General features: G+C 52.3%; 21 protein-coding genes. 16 read left to right on the plus strand and 5 right to left on the minus strand.

The genetic code is table 11. From position 1 onward, the window contains the following. The first annotated feature begins 6 nt into the window (after nucleotides 1-6). The 5 genes from ACAF76_RS06610 to ACAF76_RS06630 all read left to right on the plus strand — a co-directional run bounded on the left by ACAF76_RS06610 (nucleotide 7) and on the right by ACAF76_RS06630 (nucleotide 4,445). Nucleotides 7-1,215, plus strand: a complete 1,209-nt coding sequence (locus ACAF76_RS06610; RefSeq protein ID WP_400163135.1) for an aspartate aminotransferase family protein — start codon at nucleotides 7-9, stop codon at nucleotides 1,213-1,215. A 3-nt stretch (nucleotides 1,216-1,218) separates the two neighbouring features. After that, nucleotides 1,219-2,361 carry an N-acetyldiaminopimelate deacetylase gene (locus tag ACAF76_RS06615; protein WP_400163136.1) on the plus strand — a complete coding sequence of 381 codons (1,143 nt, stop codon included), beginning with the start codon at nucleotides 1,219-1,221 and terminating at the stop codon, nucleotides 2,359-2,361. Nucleotides 2,362-2,681: 320 nt separating this feature from the next. Then, nucleotides 2,682-3,278, plus strand: coding sequence for a hypothetical protein (locus ACAF76_RS06620; RefSeq protein ID WP_400163137.1), 597 nt, complete (start codon nucleotides 2,682-2,684; stop codon nucleotides 3,276-3,278). Nucleotides 3,279-3,390: 112 nt separating this feature from the next. Further along, on the plus strand, nucleotides 3,391-3,753 hold the full coding sequence (locus tag ACAF76_RS06625) for a DUF4912 domain-containing protein (protein WP_400163138.1): 363 nt from the start codon (nucleotides 3,391-3,393) through the stop codon (nucleotides 3,751-3,753). Nucleotides 3,754-3,875: 122 nt separating this feature from the next. Next, entirely contained in the window at nucleotides 3,876-4,445 is a 570-nt protein-coding gene (locus ACAF76_RS06630) for an alpha/beta hydrolase (RefSeq protein ID WP_400163139.1), read from the plus strand. An 18-nt stretch (nucleotides 4,446-4,463) separates the two neighbouring features. Here ACAF76_RS06630 and ACAF76_RS06635 read toward each other — a convergent pair whose 3' ends face one another. After that, nucleotides 4,464-5,096: a glycoside hydrolase family 73 protein gene (locus ACAF76_RS06635; RefSeq protein WP_400163140.1), complete on the minus strand. Its 633-nt coding sequence runs from the start codon at nucleotides 5,094-5,096 to the stop codon at nucleotides 4,464-4,466. A 142-nt stretch (nucleotides 5,097-5,238) separates the two neighbouring features. Further along, on the minus strand, nucleotides 5,239-5,667 hold the full coding sequence (locus tag ACAF76_RS06640; protein WP_400163429.1) for a DUF1885 family protein: 429 nt from the start codon (nucleotides 5,665-5,667) through the stop codon (nucleotides 5,239-5,241). Nucleotides 5,668-5,843: 176 nt separating this feature from the next. Here ACAF76_RS06640 and ACAF76_RS06645 point away from each other — a divergent pair, with 176 nt between their 5' ends. The 5 genes from ACAF76_RS06645 (at nucleotide 5,844) to ACAF76_RS06665 (ending at nucleotide 10,108) form a co-directional block, all read left to right on the plus strand. Next, entirely contained in the window at nucleotides 5,844-6,368 is a 525-nt protein-coding gene (locus tag ACAF76_RS06645; RefSeq protein ID WP_400163141.1) for a MarR family winged helix-turn-helix transcriptional regulator, read from the plus strand. 81 nt (nucleotides 6,369-6,449) lie between these two features. Continuing rightward, nucleotides 6,450-6,749 (plus strand): DUF3055 domain-containing protein, encoded by a 300-nt coding sequence (locus ACAF76_RS06650; RefSeq protein ID WP_400163142.1) that lies wholly within the window; start codon nucleotides 6,450-6,452, stop codon nucleotides 6,747-6,749. 60 nt (nucleotides 6,750-6,809) lie between these two features. Then, nucleotides 6,810-7,613: a lysophospholipase gene (locus ACAF76_RS06655; RefSeq protein ID WP_400163143.1), complete on the plus strand. Its 804-nt coding sequence runs from the start codon at nucleotides 6,810-6,812 to the stop codon at nucleotides 7,611-7,613. A 119-nt stretch (nucleotides 7,614-7,732) separates the two neighbouring features. Next, complete coding sequence (locus ACAF76_RS06660; RefSeq protein WP_400163144.1) at nucleotides 7,733-7,858, plus strand: GapA-binding peptide SR1P; 126 nt, start codon at nucleotides 7,733-7,735, stop codon at nucleotides 7,856-7,858. A gap of 120 nt (nucleotides 7,859-7,978) precedes the next feature. After that, nucleotides 7,979-10,108: a hypothetical protein gene (locus ACAF76_RS06665; protein ID WP_400163145.1), complete on the plus strand. Its 2,130-nt coding sequence runs from the start codon at nucleotides 7,979-7,981 to the stop codon at nucleotides 10,106-10,108. 95 nt (nucleotides 10,109-10,203) lie between these two features. On the opposite strand, the gene ACAF76_RS06670 is transcribed toward ACAF76_RS06665, so the two are convergent. Further along, nucleotides 10,204-11,676, minus strand: a complete 1,473-nt coding sequence (locus ACAF76_RS06670) for an aminotransferase class I/II-fold pyridoxal phosphate-dependent enzyme (RefSeq protein ID WP_400163146.1) — start codon at nucleotides 11,674-11,676, stop codon at nucleotides 10,204-10,206. 165 nt (nucleotides 11,677-11,841) lie between these two features. On the opposite strand from ACAF76_RS06670, the gene ACAF76_RS06675 reads away from it, so the two are divergent. Then, nucleotides 11,842-12,804, plus strand: a complete 963-nt coding sequence (locus ACAF76_RS06675; protein ID WP_400163147.1) for an NAD(P)H-dependent flavin oxidoreductase — start codon at nucleotides 11,842-11,844, stop codon at nucleotides 12,802-12,804. Nucleotides 12,805-12,889: 85 nt separating this feature from the next. Here ACAF76_RS06675 and ACAF76_RS06680 read toward each other — a convergent pair whose 3' ends face one another. Further along, nucleotides 12,890-13,549 carry a YktB family protein gene (locus ACAF76_RS06680; RefSeq protein ID WP_400163148.1) on the minus strand — a complete coding sequence of 220 codons (660 nt, stop codon included), beginning with the start codon at nucleotides 13,547-13,549 and terminating at the stop codon, nucleotides 12,890-12,892. A 234-nt stretch (nucleotides 13,550-13,783) separates the two neighbouring features. Here ACAF76_RS06680 and ACAF76_RS06685 point away from each other — a divergent pair, with 234 nt between their 5' ends. The 4 genes from ACAF76_RS06685 to speD all read left to right on the plus strand — a co-directional run bounded on the left by ACAF76_RS06685 (nucleotide 13,784) and on the right by speD (nucleotide 16,785). Continuing rightward, entirely contained in the window at nucleotides 13,784-14,386 is a 603-nt protein-coding gene (locus ACAF76_RS06685) for a DUF2118 domain-containing protein (protein WP_400163149.1), read from the plus strand. 252 nt (nucleotides 14,387-14,638) lie between these two features. Then, nucleotides 14,639-15,145: a DUF4446 family protein gene (locus ACAF76_RS06690; protein WP_400163150.1), complete on the plus strand. Its 507-nt coding sequence runs from the start codon at nucleotides 14,639-14,641 to the stop codon at nucleotides 15,143-15,145. A gap of 347 nt (nucleotides 15,146-15,492) precedes the next feature. Continuing rightward, on the plus strand, nucleotides 15,493-16,089 hold the full coding sequence (locus tag ACAF76_RS06695; protein ID WP_400163151.1) for a hypothetical protein: 597 nt from the start codon (nucleotides 15,493-15,495) through the stop codon (nucleotides 16,087-16,089). A 291-nt stretch (nucleotides 16,090-16,380) separates the two neighbouring features. Then, nucleotides 16,381-16,785 carry an adenosylmethionine decarboxylase gene (speD, locus tag ACAF76_RS06700; protein WP_400163152.1) on the plus strand — a complete coding sequence of 135 codons (405 nt, stop codon included), beginning with the start codon at nucleotides 16,381-16,383 and terminating at the stop codon, nucleotides 16,783-16,785. Nucleotides 16,786-16,878: 93 nt separating this feature from the next. Here speD and ACAF76_RS06705 read toward each other — a convergent pair whose 3' ends face one another. After that, complete coding sequence (locus tag ACAF76_RS06705; protein WP_400163153.1) at nucleotides 16,879-17,481, minus strand: YhcN/YlaJ family sporulation lipoprotein; 603 nt, start codon at nucleotides 17,479-17,481, stop codon at nucleotides 16,879-16,881. 135 nt (nucleotides 17,482-17,616) lie between these two features. Between ACAF76_RS06705 and typA the strand changes: the two genes are divergently transcribed. After that, nucleotides 17,617-19,452 (plus strand): translational GTPase TypA, encoded by a 1,836-nt coding sequence (gene typA / locus ACAF76_RS06710; RefSeq protein ID WP_400163154.1) that lies wholly within the window; start codon nucleotides 17,617-17,619, stop codon nucleotides 19,450-19,452. The last annotated feature ends 45 nt before the right edge of the window (nucleotides 19,453-19,497 follow it).

Consider the following 19,497-nt stretch of genomic DNA (forward strand, 5'->3'; position numbering starts at 1 on the left):
GACAGCATGGATTGGCAATCGCTCGATGAACGATACATCATCTCCACCTACAAAAGGCTGCCGATTGCAATCGACAAGGGAGAGGGCAACTACTTGTACGATACCGAGGGGAAGCGGTATCTGGATTTGTTCACCGGCCTGGCTGTAAACGTGCTGGGCCACTCCCATCCACGCATCGTGGAGGCACTGGTGGAGCAAGGCAAGAAATTTTTGCACATCTCCAACGTCTTCCTGAACCAGCCGGCGATCCGTCTCGCCCAGCGTCTGGTCGAAAACACGATCCCGGGCAAGGTGTTTTTCAGCAACTCCGGGGCAGAGGCGACAGAGGCGGCGATCAAGCTGATCCACAAGTGGACGAAGACAGAAGCACAAGGGCGCGAAGGAGTAGTCGTCCTGCGCAACAGCTTCCACGGCCGAACGCTTGGCGCCGTTCGCCTGACGCGGCAGCCGGGCGTGTACCAGGACTTCCCGCAGCCGGCTTTTCCGGTCTTTGAGCTGGAGGCCAACGATGCAGACGGATTGCGCGAGATTTGCAAGCAGGCCAAACCGGCCGCCGTATTGATGGAACCGGTTCTCGGCTCCGGCGGAGTGATTCCGCTGTCGGAGAGCTTTCTTCAAGAGGTGGAAGCGATTTGCCAGGCAGAAGGGATGCTTTTTGTCATCGATGAAATTCAGACAGGAATGGGACGCACAGGCAAGTTGTTTGCGTACCAGCATGCCGGCGTCAAGCCTGACATGATCCTGTTTGCCAAAGGCGTGGGCGGAGGCTTGCCGCTGGGCGGAGTGATTGCCGGTCCGAAGCTGATGAACCAGTTCAAACCGGGCGACCACGGGACCACGTTTGCTCCTTCGCCGCTGTCTGCGGCTTTGGGCAATGCCGTTCTGGATGAACTGCTGGACCCGACCTTCGCTGCACATGTCAACGAGGTGATCGTCTACCTCTGGGATGGCCTGGAGCAATTGCGCCAGCGTTTCCCCGATCAGCTCCAGGAGCTGCGCGGAAAAGGCATGATGGTCGGTATCCCGTTGCACATCTCGGCGGAAGAGGCCAGCCAGCTGCAGAAAAATTTGCTCGCCGAGGGAATCTTGGTGGATGTTACGCAAAAGACGATTGTCCGCCTGCTGCCGCCATTGACTCTGACAAAAGCGGATGCAGACCAGTTCCTGTCCGTCTTCGCCCGACATGTAGCGGCTTTTGCCGCCAAGGAGGCGTGAGGAATGAGCGAATCGCCTTTTGTGCAAATCCGGCGAGATCTGCACAAAATTCCCGAACCGGGCTTTCAGGAAGTAAAAACACAGCGCTATCTGCTTGACTATATCGCGCGTTTGCCGCAGGAGCGGATGGAGATCAAGACGTGGCGCACAGGTATTCTCGTGCGCCTGAACGGGACCAATCCGAAGCGCACATTTGCCTGGCGAACCGATATGGACGGTCTGCCGATCCCGGAAGAGACGACGTATCCGTTTCGCTCCGAGCATGAGGGCTTCATGCACGCCTGCGGACACGACATGCACATGGCGATTGCGGTCGGCTTGTTGACGCATTTCGCCCACCATCCGCTTGCGGACAATCTGCTGTTTGTCTTCCAGCCTGCCGAGGAAGGGCCGGGCGGAGCACAGCCGATGCTGGAGAGCGCGGAATTTGCTGCGTGGCGTCCAGACTTTATTTTTGCCCTGCACATCGCACCGGAGTATCCGGTCGGGCACATTGCCACCAAGCCAGGTTTGCTGTTCGCCAATACGTCAGAATTGTTTATCGACCTGGTCGGCAAGGGCGGACATGCGGCTTTTCCCCATAACGCCAACGACATGGTCGTAGCGGCCAGCCATCTGGTCACGCAACTGCAGTCGATCGTCGCCCGCAACATCGATCCGCTCGATTCTGCCGTCATCACAGTCGGCAAGATCGAAGGCGGCACGAAGCAGAATATCATCGCGGAAAAGGCGAGGCTGGAGGGAACGATTCGCACGTTCTCGATGGAGTCGATGCAACGGGTGAAACAGCGCATCGAATCCATGGTCAAAGGCGTCGAAGCCAGCTTTGAATGTACAGCGACGATCGACTATGGCTGTGGCTACTGCCAGGTTTTCAACGAAGAGTCGCTGACGGAAGCGTTTATCGACTGGGTGGAGCAGGATTGCCCGGACGTGACGATGATTTGCTGCAAGGAAGCGATGACCGGCGAAGATTTCGGCTACTTCCTGCGCGACATCCCCGGTTTTTTGTTCTGGCTCGGCGTGCAGACGCCATACGGCCTGCATCATGCCAAAATCGAGCCGAATGAAGAGGCGATCGAAGTTGCGATTCGCCTCGTATCGCGCTACTTCACCTGGCTGTCGGCACAGTCGGAAGCCGAGTGAGCACAGCCCGCATGAAACCGTACGATCACGTCGAGCCCGGTGCCTCTCAAGGTACCGGGCTTGTTTTTTTGCCTTTGCTCGAAATAAAAACAGACAAGTACAAAATGTGAAATCATTTGGGGCGATAAAGTCAGGTTATTCACAAGTTTTTGTGTATAAGTGGCGTTAGCCCTTTATGCGTCTGTTGTGGATAATGTGGATATTGTTGAAAAAAGTTCTGAATCAAGCACAACTATTTTCCGTTATGGGCGTATAAGGTAATGAGAAGATTTTTCGGATCAATTACGCGTCAATGCGCACACATAATGGAGGTATCACACATGAAAAAAGTATGGTTGTCTGCCCTTGTTGCCGTGGCAGTTGCGGGAGTAGGGGGAGCCACAGCACTGGGAGAAGGAGCACTGCGCATTTATTTGGACGGTGATCGCATAGCCGATGAGCTGCCATCGTCGGCTGCGAAGGCACAAGAGGACGTCATCAACAAATTGGGCGGCTTCGTCGACTACAATGCCTCTTCCGGCCGGATGGAAATCATCAAACCGAATGTGAATGTCATGGTACTCGAAGGAATTCAACAGACGAGAAACAAAACGCTCGTCTTCTCCAATCCGATCAGTGGCTACACCGACAAAGACGTACCGCGCACCTTCAACGTCTTCGTCGAGGTAGACGATGCCCCTGCTGCCAGGGAAGTGCAAATGAGACTGCAATTGATCGGTCCTGACGGCAAGACCGTAGACCGGGGGAAAGAGTGGAAGTACAACACCCAAAGAGCAAACAGCTTCTACTTCTCAGAGCCGTTCGTCTCGACCAAGCTGGAGCAGTATGGCACCTACAAAGTACAAGTACAAATGAAGTACGACGACCAGCGCAGCTATGTGACGGTGGGCGAAAACTCCTTTACAGTCGGGCGGTAAAAAAGAACTAGCCTGGATGCGTTTTCAATGGACTTGACCACATGGTATACTACATTCATAGCCTGATACATGGTTGGTGGCAAGTACAAAGGGAAAGGAACGATGGGAGCAAATGGAGACAAATCCCGCGCGATCATCCACAGACACAGAAGGCCCGAGTATACACATTGCCTGGAAGGATGAACAGTCCATCCTGGCAAAGTGGGAAATGACGAAAGAATTCGAAGAGGAAGTGGAGAGGAAGTTTGCCATTCCGTTCGCCGAATTGCCTTTCGTCCTGCGCCTTTACGATCTGACGGAACGCCAAGAGATACGCAACGACGGCAGTGACCTGTACACCGATTTTGACATCAATCACCGTTCGTCGGAGTGGGTCTTGTACGGAGTGACGCAAGGAATGTCCTGCTGCGTCGATTTAGGAATCCGCATGGTGAATGGAAGGTTCTACTCGCTGTCGAGATCTCAAATGATTTGATCAACTGTATGCTCATGGAAAAGGCTCTTTCATTGGAAAGAGCCTTTTTTGTTTATTCGCAATTGAAAAGAAACCTTTCCTGACAGGTCTTGCTAAGATGAATGGCAAAGGGGGAGACACGAATGAAAACGAGCATCGTATTCATCCATAGTGCGGGACCGCAAGAAGGGGATCAAGGAAGCAGCGGCCTGGCAGCCAGCTTGCAGGCAGCGTTCGGTTCGCAGTACGAGTGTATTTGCCCGCGCATGCCGGAACCGGAAAATCCGAGCAGTGCAGAGTGGGGGAAAAAGATTCAATCTGAACTGAAGAATCTGCAGGGAGAAGTCATCCTGATTGGTCACTCTCTGGGCGGAACCACGCTTTTCCAACATATCGCGGATGCAGGGAATATCGACCGTGTAATCGGGATGTTTCTCTTGGGCATGCCGTACTGGGGTATTGATGAAGAGTGGCAGCGAGAAGAATTCGTTTTGCCTGACCACTTCGCCATCCAAGCCCGCAAGATCGCACATCTGTACTTGTACCATAACCGTGATGACGAGATCGTTCCCCTCACACACGTGCGGCACTATGAAAAGCAGTTGCCGTTCGCCACGCTTCGCGTGCAGGATGAAGGCGGACATTTGTTTGCGAATGGCTGCCCGCAACTGGTACGCGATATAAACAGCATTTTGCAGCGTGGAGTGGACTGAACGGTTTGCGTGTACGATCTACGATTTGCCGCGCTGTTTGTCGAGCAGGCGCAGGGCTACTGCCAGCACCGCCCACACAGGCATCGGCTCATCCAGCTTGCCTAGCCACTCGGGAGACGTAATCAATCCCTCAGCCAATGCTCGCTTGCCCAATTCCGTTTTCCACGGCGGGATCGGTGCTGTCACATTGTCGTACTGCTTGAGATTGTACGCGTTGATCAGGCGGGAGAGTTTTTCTGCGTACTGCGGATCGGTCGCATATCCTGCGCTTTGCAGTGCCTGGGCGGCCGCTTCCGGGGTATTCGCCGTGACGACTTGCCGGTAATTGGGCTGGAGCAAAAATTGGGCGTGGTCGTCAAACGACTGCTGGAAGCTGGAATACGCTTTAAATTGCGAAGTCCGATCGACAGTTCGCCCGTTCTCCACTTCCTTGCTGACGATGGTTACCGAACCAGCCGGCCCGCTTCCTTTAATCCCGAACAGATTGTAGGAATAGCGGCCGGTGGCTTGGTCGACAGGCACGTTTTCCCCCCATCCGGTTTCGAGAATCGCCTGGGCAATCGTAACGGAAGGAAAAATTCCGGATTGCAGGGAGGATTGTCGGGCAGGGCCCGCGATTTGTTCGATAAACGCTTGTTGTCGGGTACTCATCCGCTCACCTCACGCATATCGATAGTATTATCGGCTACGTGAACAGGATATGGCTGGAGCGGCGAGAAGGGGAACAGGAACGGGGAAAATAGCAAAACAGCCTAACGAGTCGGCTGTTCCTAGTTTGCGGCTATGGGGAGATTTACGGTTTGCGCGGCTGAAAATACTGGACCCGTTTGTTGAACAAGTGAAGCTCACCTTTGTAATCCCGGGCCAGGTAGCGGCAAAATTCATTTGCTTTTCCTTTGTCGCCGTTCGTTGACGAGTCGGGGAGAGAGACTTGGATGTAGTGTTGCACTTTTCCGTCAACTTCTTTGGAGCCTACAGCGACGACGATCACTTTGTAGACACTGGGGTCTTTTCCGCGCAGCAGGAACCATCTGCCTTGGCCTTCCGGGCGCTCCTCCAGCATGTAAGGAAAAGCGGTATCCGCATATGACCAGCCAAGCTGCTCCCCGGTCTTTCTGGTCATCTCGATGTAGCGGTGAAATTTGGCTTTGACATCTTCAATGTCTGCTTGCGTGGCTGTCGAGCCCTCTACGAAATAAATATAAGCGGATTGCAGGTTCACGATTGCCATCACTCCTCGTACCGGAAACATTGAATTTAGTGTAGCACTGCTTCCACTCTTTGGCAATGTGCCAATTTGTCGCCAAAGCAATTGCGTGTTTATTCTGAAAAGTGTAAAATATAAATACTATTTACCACGTGATAGTGGAATGATAAAGAATCTGTGGAGGAATTGCCATGCAGGAGGTCTCAATCCGTAATGTTTTTGAAGCATTAAATACGATGCGCGCTATCGATGTGGTAAACAAGGAAGACTGGGAAAAGGCAGCCAAGGAAGCGGAGCTGGATTCCTCAGTTCAGCTCAATATTTTGTGGATTATTTACTGCTACGAAGGCGTACGTGTCACGCAGATTGCAGATTGGACCTTTTGGCATCCATCGTCGATTGTGATCCATATTAAAAAGTTGATGGATAAAGACATGGTTGCGATTGAAAAGTCAGAACTCGACGGTCGAGTCGTTCACGTCTATCCCACGGAAAAGGGCAAGCGGGTAATCGAACAAAGCCGACGCAACATTCCATCGATTTTCCGGCTTACGTACGCGTTGTCCAAGATGGAAGAGCGGTATAGCACAGCAGTAGTCGATCTCTTTTATGAATGTTTGTCCTTTGTTGCAGAGTCGCTGCACGGGGAGGAGAAGGTTCGCTGGATCCACGAAGGCGAAGACCGGGTTGTGAATCCGAAGCATCTGATCAGTTGAGCTTTTTTGAACGCGCGGTAGCTATCGGCATATGCCGTTGGTTATACTAAGAATGAAAACTTCAAACAAGGAGGGATTGCTATGGAGCATTTCGACCACCTGTACGACGAGTCGGAAAACGCCAAGGTTCGTTTTCTCGGCTTTGCGTCTGATGAAAGTCGCCACGACTTCGGGATCGTGTACTCCCACAAGTTTTATGGAAAGCCTCTGGTCATCTGTATGCAAACCGGGCAGTCTACACTCCTTTGTTCGGAGGACGCTGTGAACCCCCGCTATCTGCAGCAAGTGTTCCGGCTCCGTTCAGAACGTGAAGCCGAAGCACTCTCAGCGTTTTTTCAAGAGTATTTGCCGACTATCTCGTTTGAAGAAAATCAGTACTAGGCCACGAGCAGGAGATTTCTTCTGCTCGTTTTCTCGTTTTGCGTCAGGAGGGAGGAACGCGTGTACATCAAGCACAAATGGCTTGTCACTGACGACGACTCACAAGGGATCGTCGTGCTCGTTCACGGCACGGGAGAACACTACGGCCGCTATCAGCATGTAGGCGAGTATCTCAATCGATGCGGCTGGGATGTCTATACGGGTGATTTGCCCGGCTGGGGACGGACGAGTGGGAGAAAGGGGCATATCGATTCGTTTGCCCAGTATACCGATACCGTTCGGGCATGGGTCGAGGAGGCGTTGGAGGATGCTGCTGAAAGAAGGCCTGTTTTTTTGTTGGGACATAGTCTGGGCGGGTTGGTCGCTGTCCGTTTCATCACAGCGTACGAGCGTCGAGGCGAGCTTGCCGGGATGATTCTCAGTTCACCCTGCTTGCAGCTAAAACTGCAGGTCCCTGCTTGGAAAACGCAACTGGCCCGGCTTTTGGACACAATCTGGCCGACCTTGTCCATGGCAAATGGAATCACGCCCGAGATGGTATCGCGGGACCCAGAGGTGCAAAGGGCGTACGTCAGCGACCCCTACAATGTCCCCAAAGTAAGTGTGCGCTGGTTCCAGGAATTGCATCGGGCGATGGACGAAGCGTGGAAACAACGGAAAAAGCTGGACATCCCCCTTTTGGTGCTGCAAGCGGGAGACGACAGTTTGATCGAGTCCGCGGCGGTGGAGCGGTTTGCAACAGGGCTGCCGCATTGCACGTTCCATCTGTTTCCCGGCTTGCGGCATGAATTGTTGAACGAACCTGAAAAGAACGAAGTGATGCAGAGGATCGAAGGGTGGATGACGGCGAAGAAGAATCATTAATGTGACATACTAATTGGAAGCAAATGTGCGAAAAAACAGTATTGACCGCTAGTAATGTGACATATTATTATAAATATAACATCACATTGAATTGCAGGTTGATACGGAGGGAAGCACAAATGGGGACAATCGTGTGCCAAACGTGCGGTACGATCATTGAGCATTTTGAATCGAATCAGGTGAAAACGCTTTACGCTGTGTGTCATTGCGACACATGCAAAGACGACGAACAGCATACAAATTAATGGAAAGAATGGGACGCTTTGAAAAAGAGCGTCTCTTTTTTTTGACAAGATTTTCATTATGAAGCATAATGAAATGTAAACATAAGAAAAAAGAACCATGGGGTAGAAGGAGGACTAAACATGAAACGAAAACGCATCCAGGGGTGGCTGGCAGCGGTTATGCTGGTATCCACACTATGGAGCGGGACACCTGCACATGCTTACACGATTGGAAAAGAAGAAAAAGTTACTTCAGGCCAGCCAGAGGTAGCAAGAGCAGGGTTTGACATCAGCAAGGATTACGCTGTCTGGATTGCAGCGGGGGACAAGCAGATTACCCTGTATGATGTTGACGACGCGACAACGACGAAGATCGGTGATGCCCGCTCGACCAAGACCAGTCCGCGTGTGGACGGTTCCTATGTGGTCTGGATTGATTCGCGCAACGGAGGAGGAGACGTCTACCTCTACGATGTGCAAAGAAAGAGAGAAAGCCGCCTGTCTACAAGCTCTACAGTCGTTTCCGGCCTGGAGATCGCCGGAGATTACGTCGTATGGACCGATGAGCGCGACAAGGGTTCCGATATATACCTCTACGATATTTCACGAGAAGAGGAAATCAAAGTTTCCACCAGCGGAGAAGCAAAAAATCCGACGGTGAGCCACACTGGCTACATAGCGTGGGAAGACAAGCGCAACGGCAACTGGGACATTTACCTCTACACCATCAGCAGCAAGAAGGAAACGTCGGCTGTTCTCGGCAGAGGCGACCAAATCAATCCGTCTCTGTACCAGAGCCAATTTGTGTACGAGGACACCTCCAACGAGGAACTGTACTCCTATACGATCAGCAGCGGCCGCACTTCCAAGATGACGTCCGGATCAAAGCCGCATCTGTACCGCGATACCGTGGTGTTCCTTTCCGGTACGAGAGCGATGGCTGGCGAGGTCGGGGAAAGCAGGACGACGCGAATCAGCTCCAGCGTCTACAACCGCGATGACATGTCGCCGCGCGTGTTTGGCGATTATGTATTGTACGCAAAACGCGACAGTGACGACAAGCTGATGCTGTATATGTACGATCTGGATGAAGGCGAGGAAATCTCTATCGGCGAAGGAGCCGGAACGCCAAGCTCCCCTGACGCCTCCGATCTGTACATCGTGTATCTGTCGGACACAAGAAACGACACGAGCGTAGTCTTGTACGATGTGGAGAACAATACGAGCAGAACAATCAGCCCTGAACGCAGCAGACCGGAGCGGCCTGTGGTGAGCAACAGCTTTGCCGTTTGGTACGATAGACGCGAAAGCGGTTTGGTGGCGTACAACATCCGCAGAGACACCATGACCACGATCAGCGGAAGATCGGAAAAGCCTTCGAGAGATTTGTACGAGGTGGACGGCAAATACTTGCTGTGGGTCAATACATCTGGCCGTACCGAACTGATGCTGACAGATTTGACTACTGGCCAAGGCTCCAGCATCACTCGCTTGAGCAGTGAACCGCACAGCATTGACATTTATGAAAGATACGTTGTGTGGGTGGAAAATGAAGGGCGCAACCGAGGCAGTGTGTACCTGTATGATTTCGACCGCAAGAAACGAACGCAAATCCGCCGAAATGTTCAGGTAGAACAGGCTTCTGTCGGCGATAATTACGTCGTCTGGAGCGAATATACCGAGAGTGGCAACTGGAAGATCTACTATTACGACATCAGACGCGATCGCGTCAGTGAATTCCGCAAGCTCAACACGGGAGACCAGATCAATCCGCAGGCTTCCCGCAACATGATGATCTTCGAGGACAACAGCAGATCGGACCGAGCCAGAGATTACTACTTCGATCTGTACGAGATGGACAATGATCGTTACAGCAGCAGACTCTGGAGTGACAAAGCGAAGATGGATTCGGTGCGCATCGGCGGCAATCGGGTAGTCTGGATCGATGAGCGGGATCGCGATCCGTTTGTCTACACGCTTGCTTTTGGCAGAGCGCGCGTAGAGGACGACATTGATTTTGGCGACGATGATGGCGGTATTGATTTTGATAATTACACTGAATATTCGATGGTGGAAGTGATATTTGAGTCAGGTGCCTTTAAGAACATTGTTGTAAACAATGCCTTCGAGGATGTACACTTCGTAGCCTATCCACGGACAAATGCTGAACAGAACATGAGTATAGAAGACATACTCTATGATTCTAAAGGCTTCCAAAGATTCCTTTCAAATACTAACTGGGATGACATGGTCGTCCGCGTATACAAATAAAGCACAGGCAAGACGCAAACAGCAGGCTGCCAGGATCACGTTGATCCTTGGTAGCCTGCTGTCGTTTTTGTGTGTATGAGCCTGGTGCGATGCTGCTAGCCGGAAATGGCTGTTTGCCGCTTCACTACTTTGATCGTTTTCAGTGATTCGTCTTCTGGGCCTTGCACGGGCAAGCCGGCACGGATGTTTTCCTGGATGTACGCGATGTTTTCCTCTGTAATCACTTCACCAGGCAAGAAAATCGGAATCCCCGGAGGGTAGACCATAATAAACTCGGTAATGACCCGACCGGCCGCCTCTACCAGCGGGATCGTTTCTGTCTCTGCGTAAAAGGCGTCGCGCGGAGAGCTGGAGAGAACGGGTATACTCGGCAGGGAGATCGTCGGCTTCTCTTCCGCCTGGACGTGCGCGAACTCGATGGACAGATCGCGCAGGGCGCTTACCAGCGTTTGAATGGTTTCTTCCGTATCGCCTGCCGTGACGAAACAGAGGATGTTGTACAGGTCGCTCATTTCCACTTCGATGTTGTACTTGTCACGCAGCCAGTTCTCCACTTCCCAGCCGGTGATGCCAAGATCACGCACGTGGATCAACAGCTTCGTCGGGTCCATCGCGAACGTCGCTGGCTGGCCGAGAATTTCCCGGCCGACACAATAAATGCGCGGAATTTCGTTGATCTTTGTGCGGGCTTTCTCCGCAAGCTGCATCGCATATTCCGTCATCTGCTGGCCGTTTAGGCTCAGGTGCTGGCGTGCCATATCGAGCGAAGCAAGCAGGATGTAGGAGGTAGAAGTGGTGGTCAGCATGCTCAGCACCGTCTTCACCCGATCCACATCAACCAGACCTTCGCGGACGTTGAGAATCGAGGTTTGCGTCAGCGAACCGCCCAGCTTGTGCACACTGGTCGCGGCCATATCCGCGCCAGCCTGCATCGCAGAAATCGGCAAGTCTTCATGGAAGTGAATATGCACGCCATGTGCCTCATCGACCAGTACAGGAATACCGTGGTGATGCGCCAGCCGCACGATGCTGCGCAAATCACCTGCTATGCCGAAGTAGGTCGGGTTGATGACCAGCAGTGCCGCTGCGTCGGGATGTGCCTGCAGGGCGTTGTTCACCGCTTTTTCCGTGATGCCGTGGGAAATGCCCAGACGCTCGTCCATCACCGGATGAATGAACACGGGAATAGCGCCTGCAAAAATAATCGCCGACATGATGGATTTATGCACATTGCGCGGGACGATGATTTTGTCCCCGGGGCTGCACGTCGCCATAATCATCGCCATGATGGCACCGCTTGTACCTTGCACAGAAAAAAATGTATGGTCAGCTCCGAATGCTTCGGCAGCAAGTTCTTGCGCCTCTTTGATGATTGCCTTTGGATGGTGCAAGTCATCGAGGGGGGCGATGTTGATCAGGTCGATGGAGAGAGCATTTTCGCCGAGAAATTCGCGAAACGCCGGATGCATACCCATGCCTTTTTTATGACCCGGAATGTGAAACTGGATCGGGTTTTTCTTGGCGTGCTCCAACAACCCGCTGAACAAAGGTGTTTTCATCTGTCTCATTACGATCCCTCGCTTTACAAATCAATGGGTACAGGGGAAAAAACAAACAAATTGAGTATAGCAAAACAAGATCGGAAAGCAAGTGAATTTTTATTCAGAATACAGCGGAAACAGGAGATTTTGGCTGCAGGCGAGAACTTTGTACTACAGTGAGGTGAGGCATGCATGAAAACGAGAGTAACGGAATTGCTGCAAATCAAATATCCGGTCGTTCAGGGAGGACTCGCCTATCTGGCCTACGCAGATTTGGCAGCGGCTGTCTCCAATGCCGGCGGACTGGGGCAAATTACCGCGATGTCCTTGCCATCCGAAGACGCGCTGCGCGAGGAAATTCGCAAAGTGCGCCAGATGACGAACAAACCTTTCGGCGTCAATTTTGCCATTGGACAGCACAATCGCACCTACGAAGCGATGCTTGACGTAGCCATCGAGGAAGGCGTCCCGGTCATCTCGGTCACAGGCGGCAATCCGGAGCCGCTGATCCGCAGGCTCGACGGCACCGATGTGAAAAAGCTGGTGCTGGTCGCGTCCGTCAGACAGGCGCAAAAAGCAGAGTCGATCGGAGCGGATGCGGTGATGGCGGTCGGGCAGGAAGGCGGCGGACATCTGGGGCGCGACGATGTCGGCACATTTGTACTGATTCCCCGCGTCGTCGACTCCGTCCGGATTCCCGTGCTCGCGAGTGGCGGGATCGGCGACGGCAGAGGGATTCTCGCTGCCCTCGCTCTGGGGGCAGAGGGTGTCGAGATGGGCACGCGCTTTATCGCTACAAAGGAATGTGTCCATGCACATCCTGCCTATAAGGAAGCGATCGTAAAAGGGACGGAGCAGGATACGGCCGTGATCAAGCGAACGCTCGGTGCGCCGGGTCGGGTAGTGCGCACACCTGGCTCCGACAACATCTTGAAGCTGGAACAGCAAGGCGCAGGATACGAAGAGTTGAAGGCGTATATCAGCGGAAAAAACAATCGCACGTTTATTTATGAAGGCGATGCGCAAAACGGATTCGGCTGGGCAGGACAGGTGATCGGGCTGATCGAGGATGTTCCGCCCGTGCAGGTCTTGATTGAGCGCATGTTCCAGGAGCTGGACGACACGCTGGAGCGGCTGAAAGGTTACGGCAAGTAAGACGCTAGCGGCCTGTTACAAACAAAAAGAACAGGAATCCGCCATTTCCACAAGCAAGCGGACCTGTTCTTTTGCATATATCTTATCACACGCGGGAAGACGCTACAGATTCCGCTTCCACGCCGCTCAACCGATACAGCCTGGTCAGGACGGAGAAGGTTTCCTCCAGCCGGGCAAGAAGGGCCTCACCATCTGCGAGGATCGGGTCGTTGCGATCAATGTTGATCCCGCACAAAATTTCTGCTTTCTTTACTTGTGCCAGCCGGTCAATCAGCTTTTCCACTCCAGCTCTCCCCAGCTCTGCCTGCGGTGTGCTTTCCGGCTGCATATGATCCGGGGACCAGCGGAAATGGTCTGGAACAAATGACAAAATGTCATCGAGATGCGTGCGAAGTGCCTCGCTTACTTGCCCCTTGGCAGGCGACTCGTAAATGACGGCGAACCAGACGAACAGATGGGTTCCCCACAAGCCGACCTGAAAGTGAGGGTGCTTTTTGTAGCCTCGCTTGTCAGCAGCCCAGGCCACCCACGTATCATCTGGAGGATTCACGGTTCGACGAGCGTGCTTGGCTACGTGAACAAACATTTCGTTGCCGCAAGCAACAGAAAGGACGGGTGAAAAATGCTGGCCCAACGCCTCCAGCTTGGGGCGGATGATGGTCTTGATTGCATCCATGCGCTGGTCGAGTCCATCTATGGCAAACACATCAAAATCTTCTTGAGAAAATCCGGGAAAAACGGTCATGGCAATACCACCTCTTCATATGTACACAGTAATCAGTAGCGCATGAACAGCATAGGAACATGTGCGCTTTGTAAAGGGAGCTTGGAAAACCTCTACTATGATAGCATACCACACAGGAAAAAAATACACGCGGGAAATGAATAGCAAAACGGCAGTCTGAATAATATGATATACCACGCACTCCCTTACAGGCATTGGTTTTATCTGAGAATTCTGCCAATGGGAGGGGCCTGGATGAATCTGGGCAATGAGCTGGAGTATTTCCAACTGACAGTATGGTTTGATCGAGTCACCTTGCACGCGATGTTGAAGGCCCTCGTCGAAGCAGGGGTGAGTGTTACGTGGAAAGAATCTCCCGAGCAGTTTCACCTCCTCGTGAATACCACAGACGGTTTATCTGAATGGACGATGCGTCGGCTGAACGGTTCGTACAAACTGCAGGTGACAGGGGTGTCGATCCATGACTCCCGCGTAGCCTCGGTACTGAATCGCTTTGTCGAGCAGGCAAAAGGGCATGCGATCATTCGCAAAAGCATCGATGACGAAAGTGTGCGAATGACCTACATTCGCTACGGAGAGGCCGTCAGAATAGTGGAGATTAAAGGAGATGAGAAAACAGTGATTTATGAAAAATCGTGCAAAGTAACCATGGAGCAGGTCATTGCCGCATTGAAGCGGCGTGATTCAGAGGCGCGCATTCCTGTCTTGCGTTTGGAACTGGATTATGAGCTGGCTACGTTGTATGATGCGATACATGCAAAGGATCATCCGCAAATGAAACGATCGAAGGAACGGCTAAAACAGCTTCGCAGAGAGATGCTGCTTCTGGAAGCGTAGTGACTGGAGGATGTCAAAACGGATATGACGGAAAGCGATCGGGAGTAAAAAAGCGACTTCTCGCAAAGGAGAGAGTCGCTTTTTTACGTGGCAAGGCAAGGATTTCATCCGCTGGTGGCTTGGTGCCAGAGCGTCTGGCGCAGAATTCTTCCATGGTTTTTGGCAGACAATATTTGAACACGAGACTTGGTGAAGGTACAATAGTATAGGCTTTGCGTACGTAACTTAGCATGAGAAAGGAAGAAACGCTTCATGGAATTGTTCCTATCACAAGTCACAAACGGGCCGATCCTGCTGTTGGCGGTTGCGGCACTCAATCTGATCTTGCTGCTCATTATCGTGATTCAATATGTTCGGATCGGCCGCATACGCAAATCCATGAATCGATTGTTGACGGGGACAAGCGGGGCCAATCTGGAAGAAGGCATGCACCGGATTCTCGACCAGTTGGATGATGTGAAAAAAATGCAAAGGGACCAGCAGTTTCACATCAATCGCCTGACCCAGCGCGTCGCTTCGCAATGCAGCAATGTCGCGGTCGTCCGTTACAATGCCTTCGGGGAGATGGGGAGCGATTTCAGTTTTTCTATAGCGATTGTGGATGATGCCAAAAACGGTGTGGTGATTACCAGCATTTTCGGACGGGAAGATTCTCGCGTCTACGCCAAACCGCTGACCGCCGGAGTCTCCACCTACCCACTCTCCGAAGAGGAACAGGCTGCGATACGAAAGGCGATTGGTTCACAGATCGGTGCGTAGCATGTGGCGATAAACGGATGAAATTTGACGTATGAGAAAGAATGACGGAGTTCTTTTCTCCTCCTTAGCGCCAAACCTGGTTTTCTCGCTTATTTGCGAATATTCATCCACTATTTGCTCAAGACTTTTTATTAGGCTTGATGTATAATTAGTACTGTCAAGGATGTCTGTTTTGCAAATACGAAAAGTAGGTGATCCGCCTTCAATTCCCAAATCGATACTCGATTCCCGGGGCAAGGCCAGGTTCAACAACATTCTTTCGTTGACACTTAGCGCAACTCCTCAGCGTTGGGAAGCGGAAATGGTCACATATGGCCCATGCAAACCAAAAGAATTGAGGAGATAGTATGGCACAGCGTTTAGCAACCAATTACGCCAAGGCCTATTTTACGATGAGTGAAGAAGAGCTGGAGCAATTTGTCTCTTTGTTCACCAATGAACATATTTCCGTCGATGTTCAAGTATGCGAAAACGGTGATCGCGAAGTAATATTTACTGATAAGAGCGGGCAAATTCAACTGAATTTCCTGCGCACTGGCAATTTGTATTCTTGTGACAGTTCCTACCTGATCCGGGATGTTCAACTGGCTAACGTGATGAGAAAAGCCATGAAAGTATTTCGTGGCAAAGGAATTGTGCACCGGATTTACGATGGCTTTACGATGGTGTACCACTACGATCAAGGATCGGTAGTGAGCATCCGGGAGCTGTCGGGTGACGAAGAAACGACTGTTTTTGAAAACACCGCAGCGTATGTGTCCCGCGAGCTGGAGAGCTTGTTTCAGCAGACCGGCGGGGAGCGCCAAATCGAAGAGATTCGTCTGGAGACGGACCGCTTGCTCGATTTGCGCAACTGGGCGATGCGGGCTGCACCCAATCAGTTGGGGGCAATCGACACGCGCTTGGCGGAACTGGCGAAGAGATTGTTTGAACTGGAAGTATAAATGAAGTGAAAATGGGCGTTCTGCTACGGGCAGCGCCCATTTTTTTTGGCGGGACTCCCCGGACGCCGTACAGTATGGGAGTTGCTGGTGGTCGCACTGTTTTTTTGGATAAAAAAAGGTATTGTCAAAGTAGGCAAAAGCATGATATGTTTGTTTTCGTTGGAAACAGGATTAGGAACCAGGATTCACTGTAAAGGGTGGAGAATCAAGAGAGAAACCGCCCCCATTAGTGAATGACGCAGGTCCTAGCGATGTTTAACATTACACTTGCTAGGAAGGGGGAACCGAAAGATGGAATACTCGACTTTCGGAAGACACGTTGCTGTTGACACATGGGGAGTTCAATTTGATTTGTTGAACGACGCAGAATTTTTGAAGAAGGAAATGATTGAGGCTGCAGAAGCCTGTGGCGCTACAGTTTTGAGCGTCCAAGCAAAGCAGTTTTCTCCTCAAGGTGCTACTGTTTTGGTTCTTCTCTCAGAAAGCCACCTGTCCATTCACACCTATCCAGAGCGTGGATTTGCTGCTTTGGACTGCTACACATGCGGGGAGACTGTTGATCCCCAAGTCGCCATTGACTACCTCGTTTCCGTGCTGAAGCCGGAAAAAACCTACGCGAAAAAGCTTGTTCGCGGAACTGGAGAATTGCAAGTAGTCGAGCCTGAAATCAAACTGGCTGAATTGGCAAGCAAGTAACCATTTTGAATCAGTATGTTCAAGAGGTGCGGAAAATCAGTCCGCACCTCTTTCTATGTGGCATAGATGCACGATGCGACAGCTGCCTGTCTGTCAGCGAGCCTGGGGGCTTCTTCCTTCTGAAAGCTGATGGAGCATGCTCGTAAAGTGATGGTCGATGGAGCCGTACGGTGCATTGGGACCGATTGGCACATTTTGTTCCCGCATCGTTGCCTGTTGATAAATGGCGGCGTTCATGGCCCGCAACTGCTGGAACATCTGCGGGTCCGAGGTGACGTAAATATTCATGTTCGGTGCGATGGCGCGGGTGGTGGAACGTACCTGGCTGCGGACGACTTCCAATTGCTGTCCCTGCAAATTGTTGCGAACGACGATCCCGACCACTGCATCCGAACCTTTGACGATCACGCTGGCACGCACGACACCCGGAACTTCGTTGGCTCCGCGGCCCAGCAGTTCGGCCATATGCTGATTGTAGCCGTTTACCGTAAACCCTTTGCGGTAGTTGTTTTCATTGACGTTCTTGGTGTATGCCGAATGCCCGTGGGCAAGGCTATTGTAAGAGCGTTGAAGCTGGGCTTGCTGCGTCTGGTCGGGGGCATGGTTCGGCTGTGCGGCATTATTGGAGCCCGCGCAACCCGCCGCTCCAAAAAGAAACAGCATGCCTGCCAGGACATATGTCCATTCTTTTTTCATCGGGACCACCTCCACCTTTAGTATGGCGCGAAGCAGACGATTTACTCCGTGGAGACCGATTTGGCATGCAAAAGCCATTGTGGTGTTGATTGCGAACTGATAATATGGAAGGTATGCAAAATAGAGGAGGTTCACATGAAGCGTCTTGACATTCGTAACATCGCCATTATTGCCCACGTTGACCACGGGAAAACCACTTTGGTCGACAAACTGTTGATTCAATCGGGCACATTCCGCAGCAACCAGCAGGTAGAAGAGCGTATGATGGACTCGAACGACCTGGAACGGGAACGCGGAATTACGATTTTGGCAAAAACAACATCGGTGAAATACAAAGAGTTCACCATCAACATTCTCGACACACCGGGGCACGCTGACTTTGGCGGCGAAGTCGAACGGATTATGAGCATGGTAGACGGTGTCCTGCTGATTGTTGATGCTTTTGAAGGGTGCATGCCGCAAACCCGGTTTGTTCTTAAAAAGGCGCTGGAAGCAAAAGTGACTCCAATCGTGGTAGTAAACAAGGTTGACCGTGACAATGCACGTCCACAGGAAGTCATTAACGAAGTGTACGACCTGTTTATCGACCTGGATGCGACAGAGGATCAACTGGAGTTCCCGATCGTATACGCTTCAGGCTTGCAGGGAATCGCCGGGCTTGAGCCAGACAAGCTGGAAGGCGACCTGCGTCCGCTCTTTGACACAATCGTGGAGCATATGCCAGCCCCTGATGCGGACGAAGCGGCTCCGCTGCAGATGCAAGTGACGATGCTCGACTACAACGACTTTTTGGGTCGTATCGGGATTGGCCGCATCTACCGCGGAACGATGAACGTCAACGACATGGTGTCCGTGACCAAACGCGACGGCTCTGTGAAGAAGATGCGCATCCAAAAGCTGTTTGGCTTTTCCGGCCTGCAACGCGTCGAGCAAAAAACGGCAAAGGCCGGAGACATCGTCGCGATTGCCGGTCTGGAAGACATCAACGTAGGGGAGACCGTGTGCGATCTGGATCATCCTGATCCGTTGCCGCTCCTGAAAATCGACGAGCCTACGCTGCAAATGACCTTCCTCGTCAACAACAGCCCGTTCGCCGGACGCGAAGGAAAGCACGTCACTTCCCGCAAGCTGCGCGACCGCTTGATGTCCGAGCTGGAGACTGATGTGTCGCTGCGCGTGGACGAGACCGATTCGCCGGACGCCTTTATCGTCTCGGGCCGTGGTGAGCTGCATCTGTCCATTCTCGTGGAAAACATGCGCCGTGAAGGCTTCGAGCTGGCTGTCTCCAAGCCGGAGGTCATCGTGCGCGAGATCGACGGACAAAAGATGGAGCCGGCAGAACTGCTGGTGATCGACGTGCCGGAAGAGTACACCGGTCCAGTCATGGAAACACTCGGTCTGCGCAAAGCGGAAATGGTGAACATGATCAACAACGGGTTTGGTCAAGTGCGCCTTGAGTTTATCATTCCTTCGCGAGGTCTGATCGGCTATCGTACCGAGTTTTTGACGATTACGCGCGGCTACGGGATGATGAACCACTCCTTCGACAGCTACCGCCCGCTGGTGCAGGGCTCTGTCGGCGGACGCCACGCAGGGGTGCTGATCTCGCATGAAACAGGAACAGCGACTACCTACGGCCTGATGTCTGTCGAGGACCGCGGTACTATGTTTATCCAGCCGGGTACGGAAGTGTACGAAGGAATGATCGTCGGCGAGCACAACCGCGACAACGATCTGACGGTAAACGTCTGCAAGGAAAAGCATGCCACCAACGTCCGCTCCGCGACCAAGGATGAGACTGTGAAGATGAAAACACCTCGTCTGCTGACGCTGGAAGAGGCGCTGGAGTATCTGAACGACGATGAACTGTGCGAAGTGACGCCGACTTCGGTGCGCCTGCGCAAAAAATACCTGAACAAATCGGACCGCGAGCGCTACGAAAAGCAAAAACGCTATGTAGCGCAAACGTAAGCGCAACACCCGATTGCGAATAGCAAAAAGCCGTTCTGCCAGAGC

Source organism: Brevibacillus sp. TJ4 (assembly GCF_044627595.2).
Lineage (GTDB): Bacteria > Bacillota > Bacilli > Brevibacillales > Brevibacillaceae > Brevibacillus.

Coding starts and splice junctions, on each gene's coding strand:
- ACAF76_RS06610 (WP_400163135.1), top strand. CDS start 7: ATGGATTGGCAATCGCTCGATGAACGATACATCATCTCCACCTACAAA.
- ACAF76_RS06615 (WP_400163136.1), top strand. CDS start 1,219: ATGAGCGAATCGCCTTTTGTGCAAATCCGGCGAGATCTGCACAAAATT.
- ACAF76_RS06620 (WP_400163137.1), top strand. CDS start 2,682: ATGAAAAAAGTATGGTTGTCTGCCCTTGTTGCCGTGGCAGTTGCGGGA.
- ACAF76_RS06625 (WP_400163138.1), top strand. CDS start 3,391: ATGGAGACAAATCCCGCGCGATCATCCACAGACACAGAAGGCCCGAGT.
- ACAF76_RS06630 (WP_400163139.1), top strand. CDS start 3,876: ATGAAAACGAGCATCGTATTCATCCATAGTGCGGGACCGCAAGAAGGG.
- ACAF76_RS06635 (WP_400163140.1), bottom strand. CDS start 5,096: ATGAGTACCCGACAACAAGCGTTTATCGAACAAATCGCGGGCCCTGCC.
- ACAF76_RS06645 (WP_400163141.1), top strand. CDS start 5,844: ATGCAGGAGGTCTCAATCCGTAATGTTTTTGAAGCATTAAATACGATG.
- ACAF76_RS06650 (WP_400163142.1), top strand. CDS start 6,450: ATGGAGCATTTCGACCACCTGTACGACGAGTCGGAAAACGCCAAGGTT.
- ACAF76_RS06660 (WP_400163144.1), top strand. CDS start 7,733: ATGGGGACAATCGTGTGCCAAACGTGCGGTACGATCATTGAGCATTTT.
- ACAF76_RS06665 (WP_400163145.1), top strand. CDS start 7,979: ATGAAACGAAAACGCATCCAGGGGTGGCTGGCAGCGGTTATGCTGGTA.
- ACAF76_RS06670 (WP_400163146.1), bottom strand. CDS start 11,676: ATGAGACAGATGAAAACACCTTTGTTCAGCGGGTTGTTGGAGCACGCC.
- ACAF76_RS06675 (WP_400163147.1), top strand. CDS start 11,842: ATGAAAACGAGAGTAACGGAATTGCTGCAAATCAAATATCCGGTCGTT.
- ACAF76_RS06680 (WP_400163148.1), bottom strand. CDS start 13,549: ATGACCGTTTTTCCCGGATTTTCTCAAGAAGATTTTGATGTGTTTGCC.
- ACAF76_RS06685 (WP_400163149.1), top strand. CDS start 13,784: ATGAATCTGGGCAATGAGCTGGAGTATTTCCAACTGACAGTATGGTTT.
- ACAF76_RS06690 (WP_400163150.1), top strand. CDS start 14,639: ATGGAATTGTTCCTATCACAAGTCACAAACGGGCCGATCCTGCTGTTG.
- ACAF76_RS06695 (WP_400163151.1), top strand. CDS start 15,493: ATGGCACAGCGTTTAGCAACCAATTACGCCAAGGCCTATTTTACGATG.
- speD (WP_400163152.1), top strand. CDS start 16,381: ATGGAATACTCGACTTTCGGAAGACACGTTGCTGTTGACACATGGGGA.
- ACAF76_RS06705 (WP_400163153.1), bottom strand. CDS start 17,481: ATGAAAAAAGAATGGACATATGTCCTGGCAGGCATGCTGTTTCTTTTT.
- typA (WP_400163154.1), top strand. CDS start 17,617: ATGAAGCGTCTTGACATTCGTAACATCGCCATTATTGCCCACGTTGAC.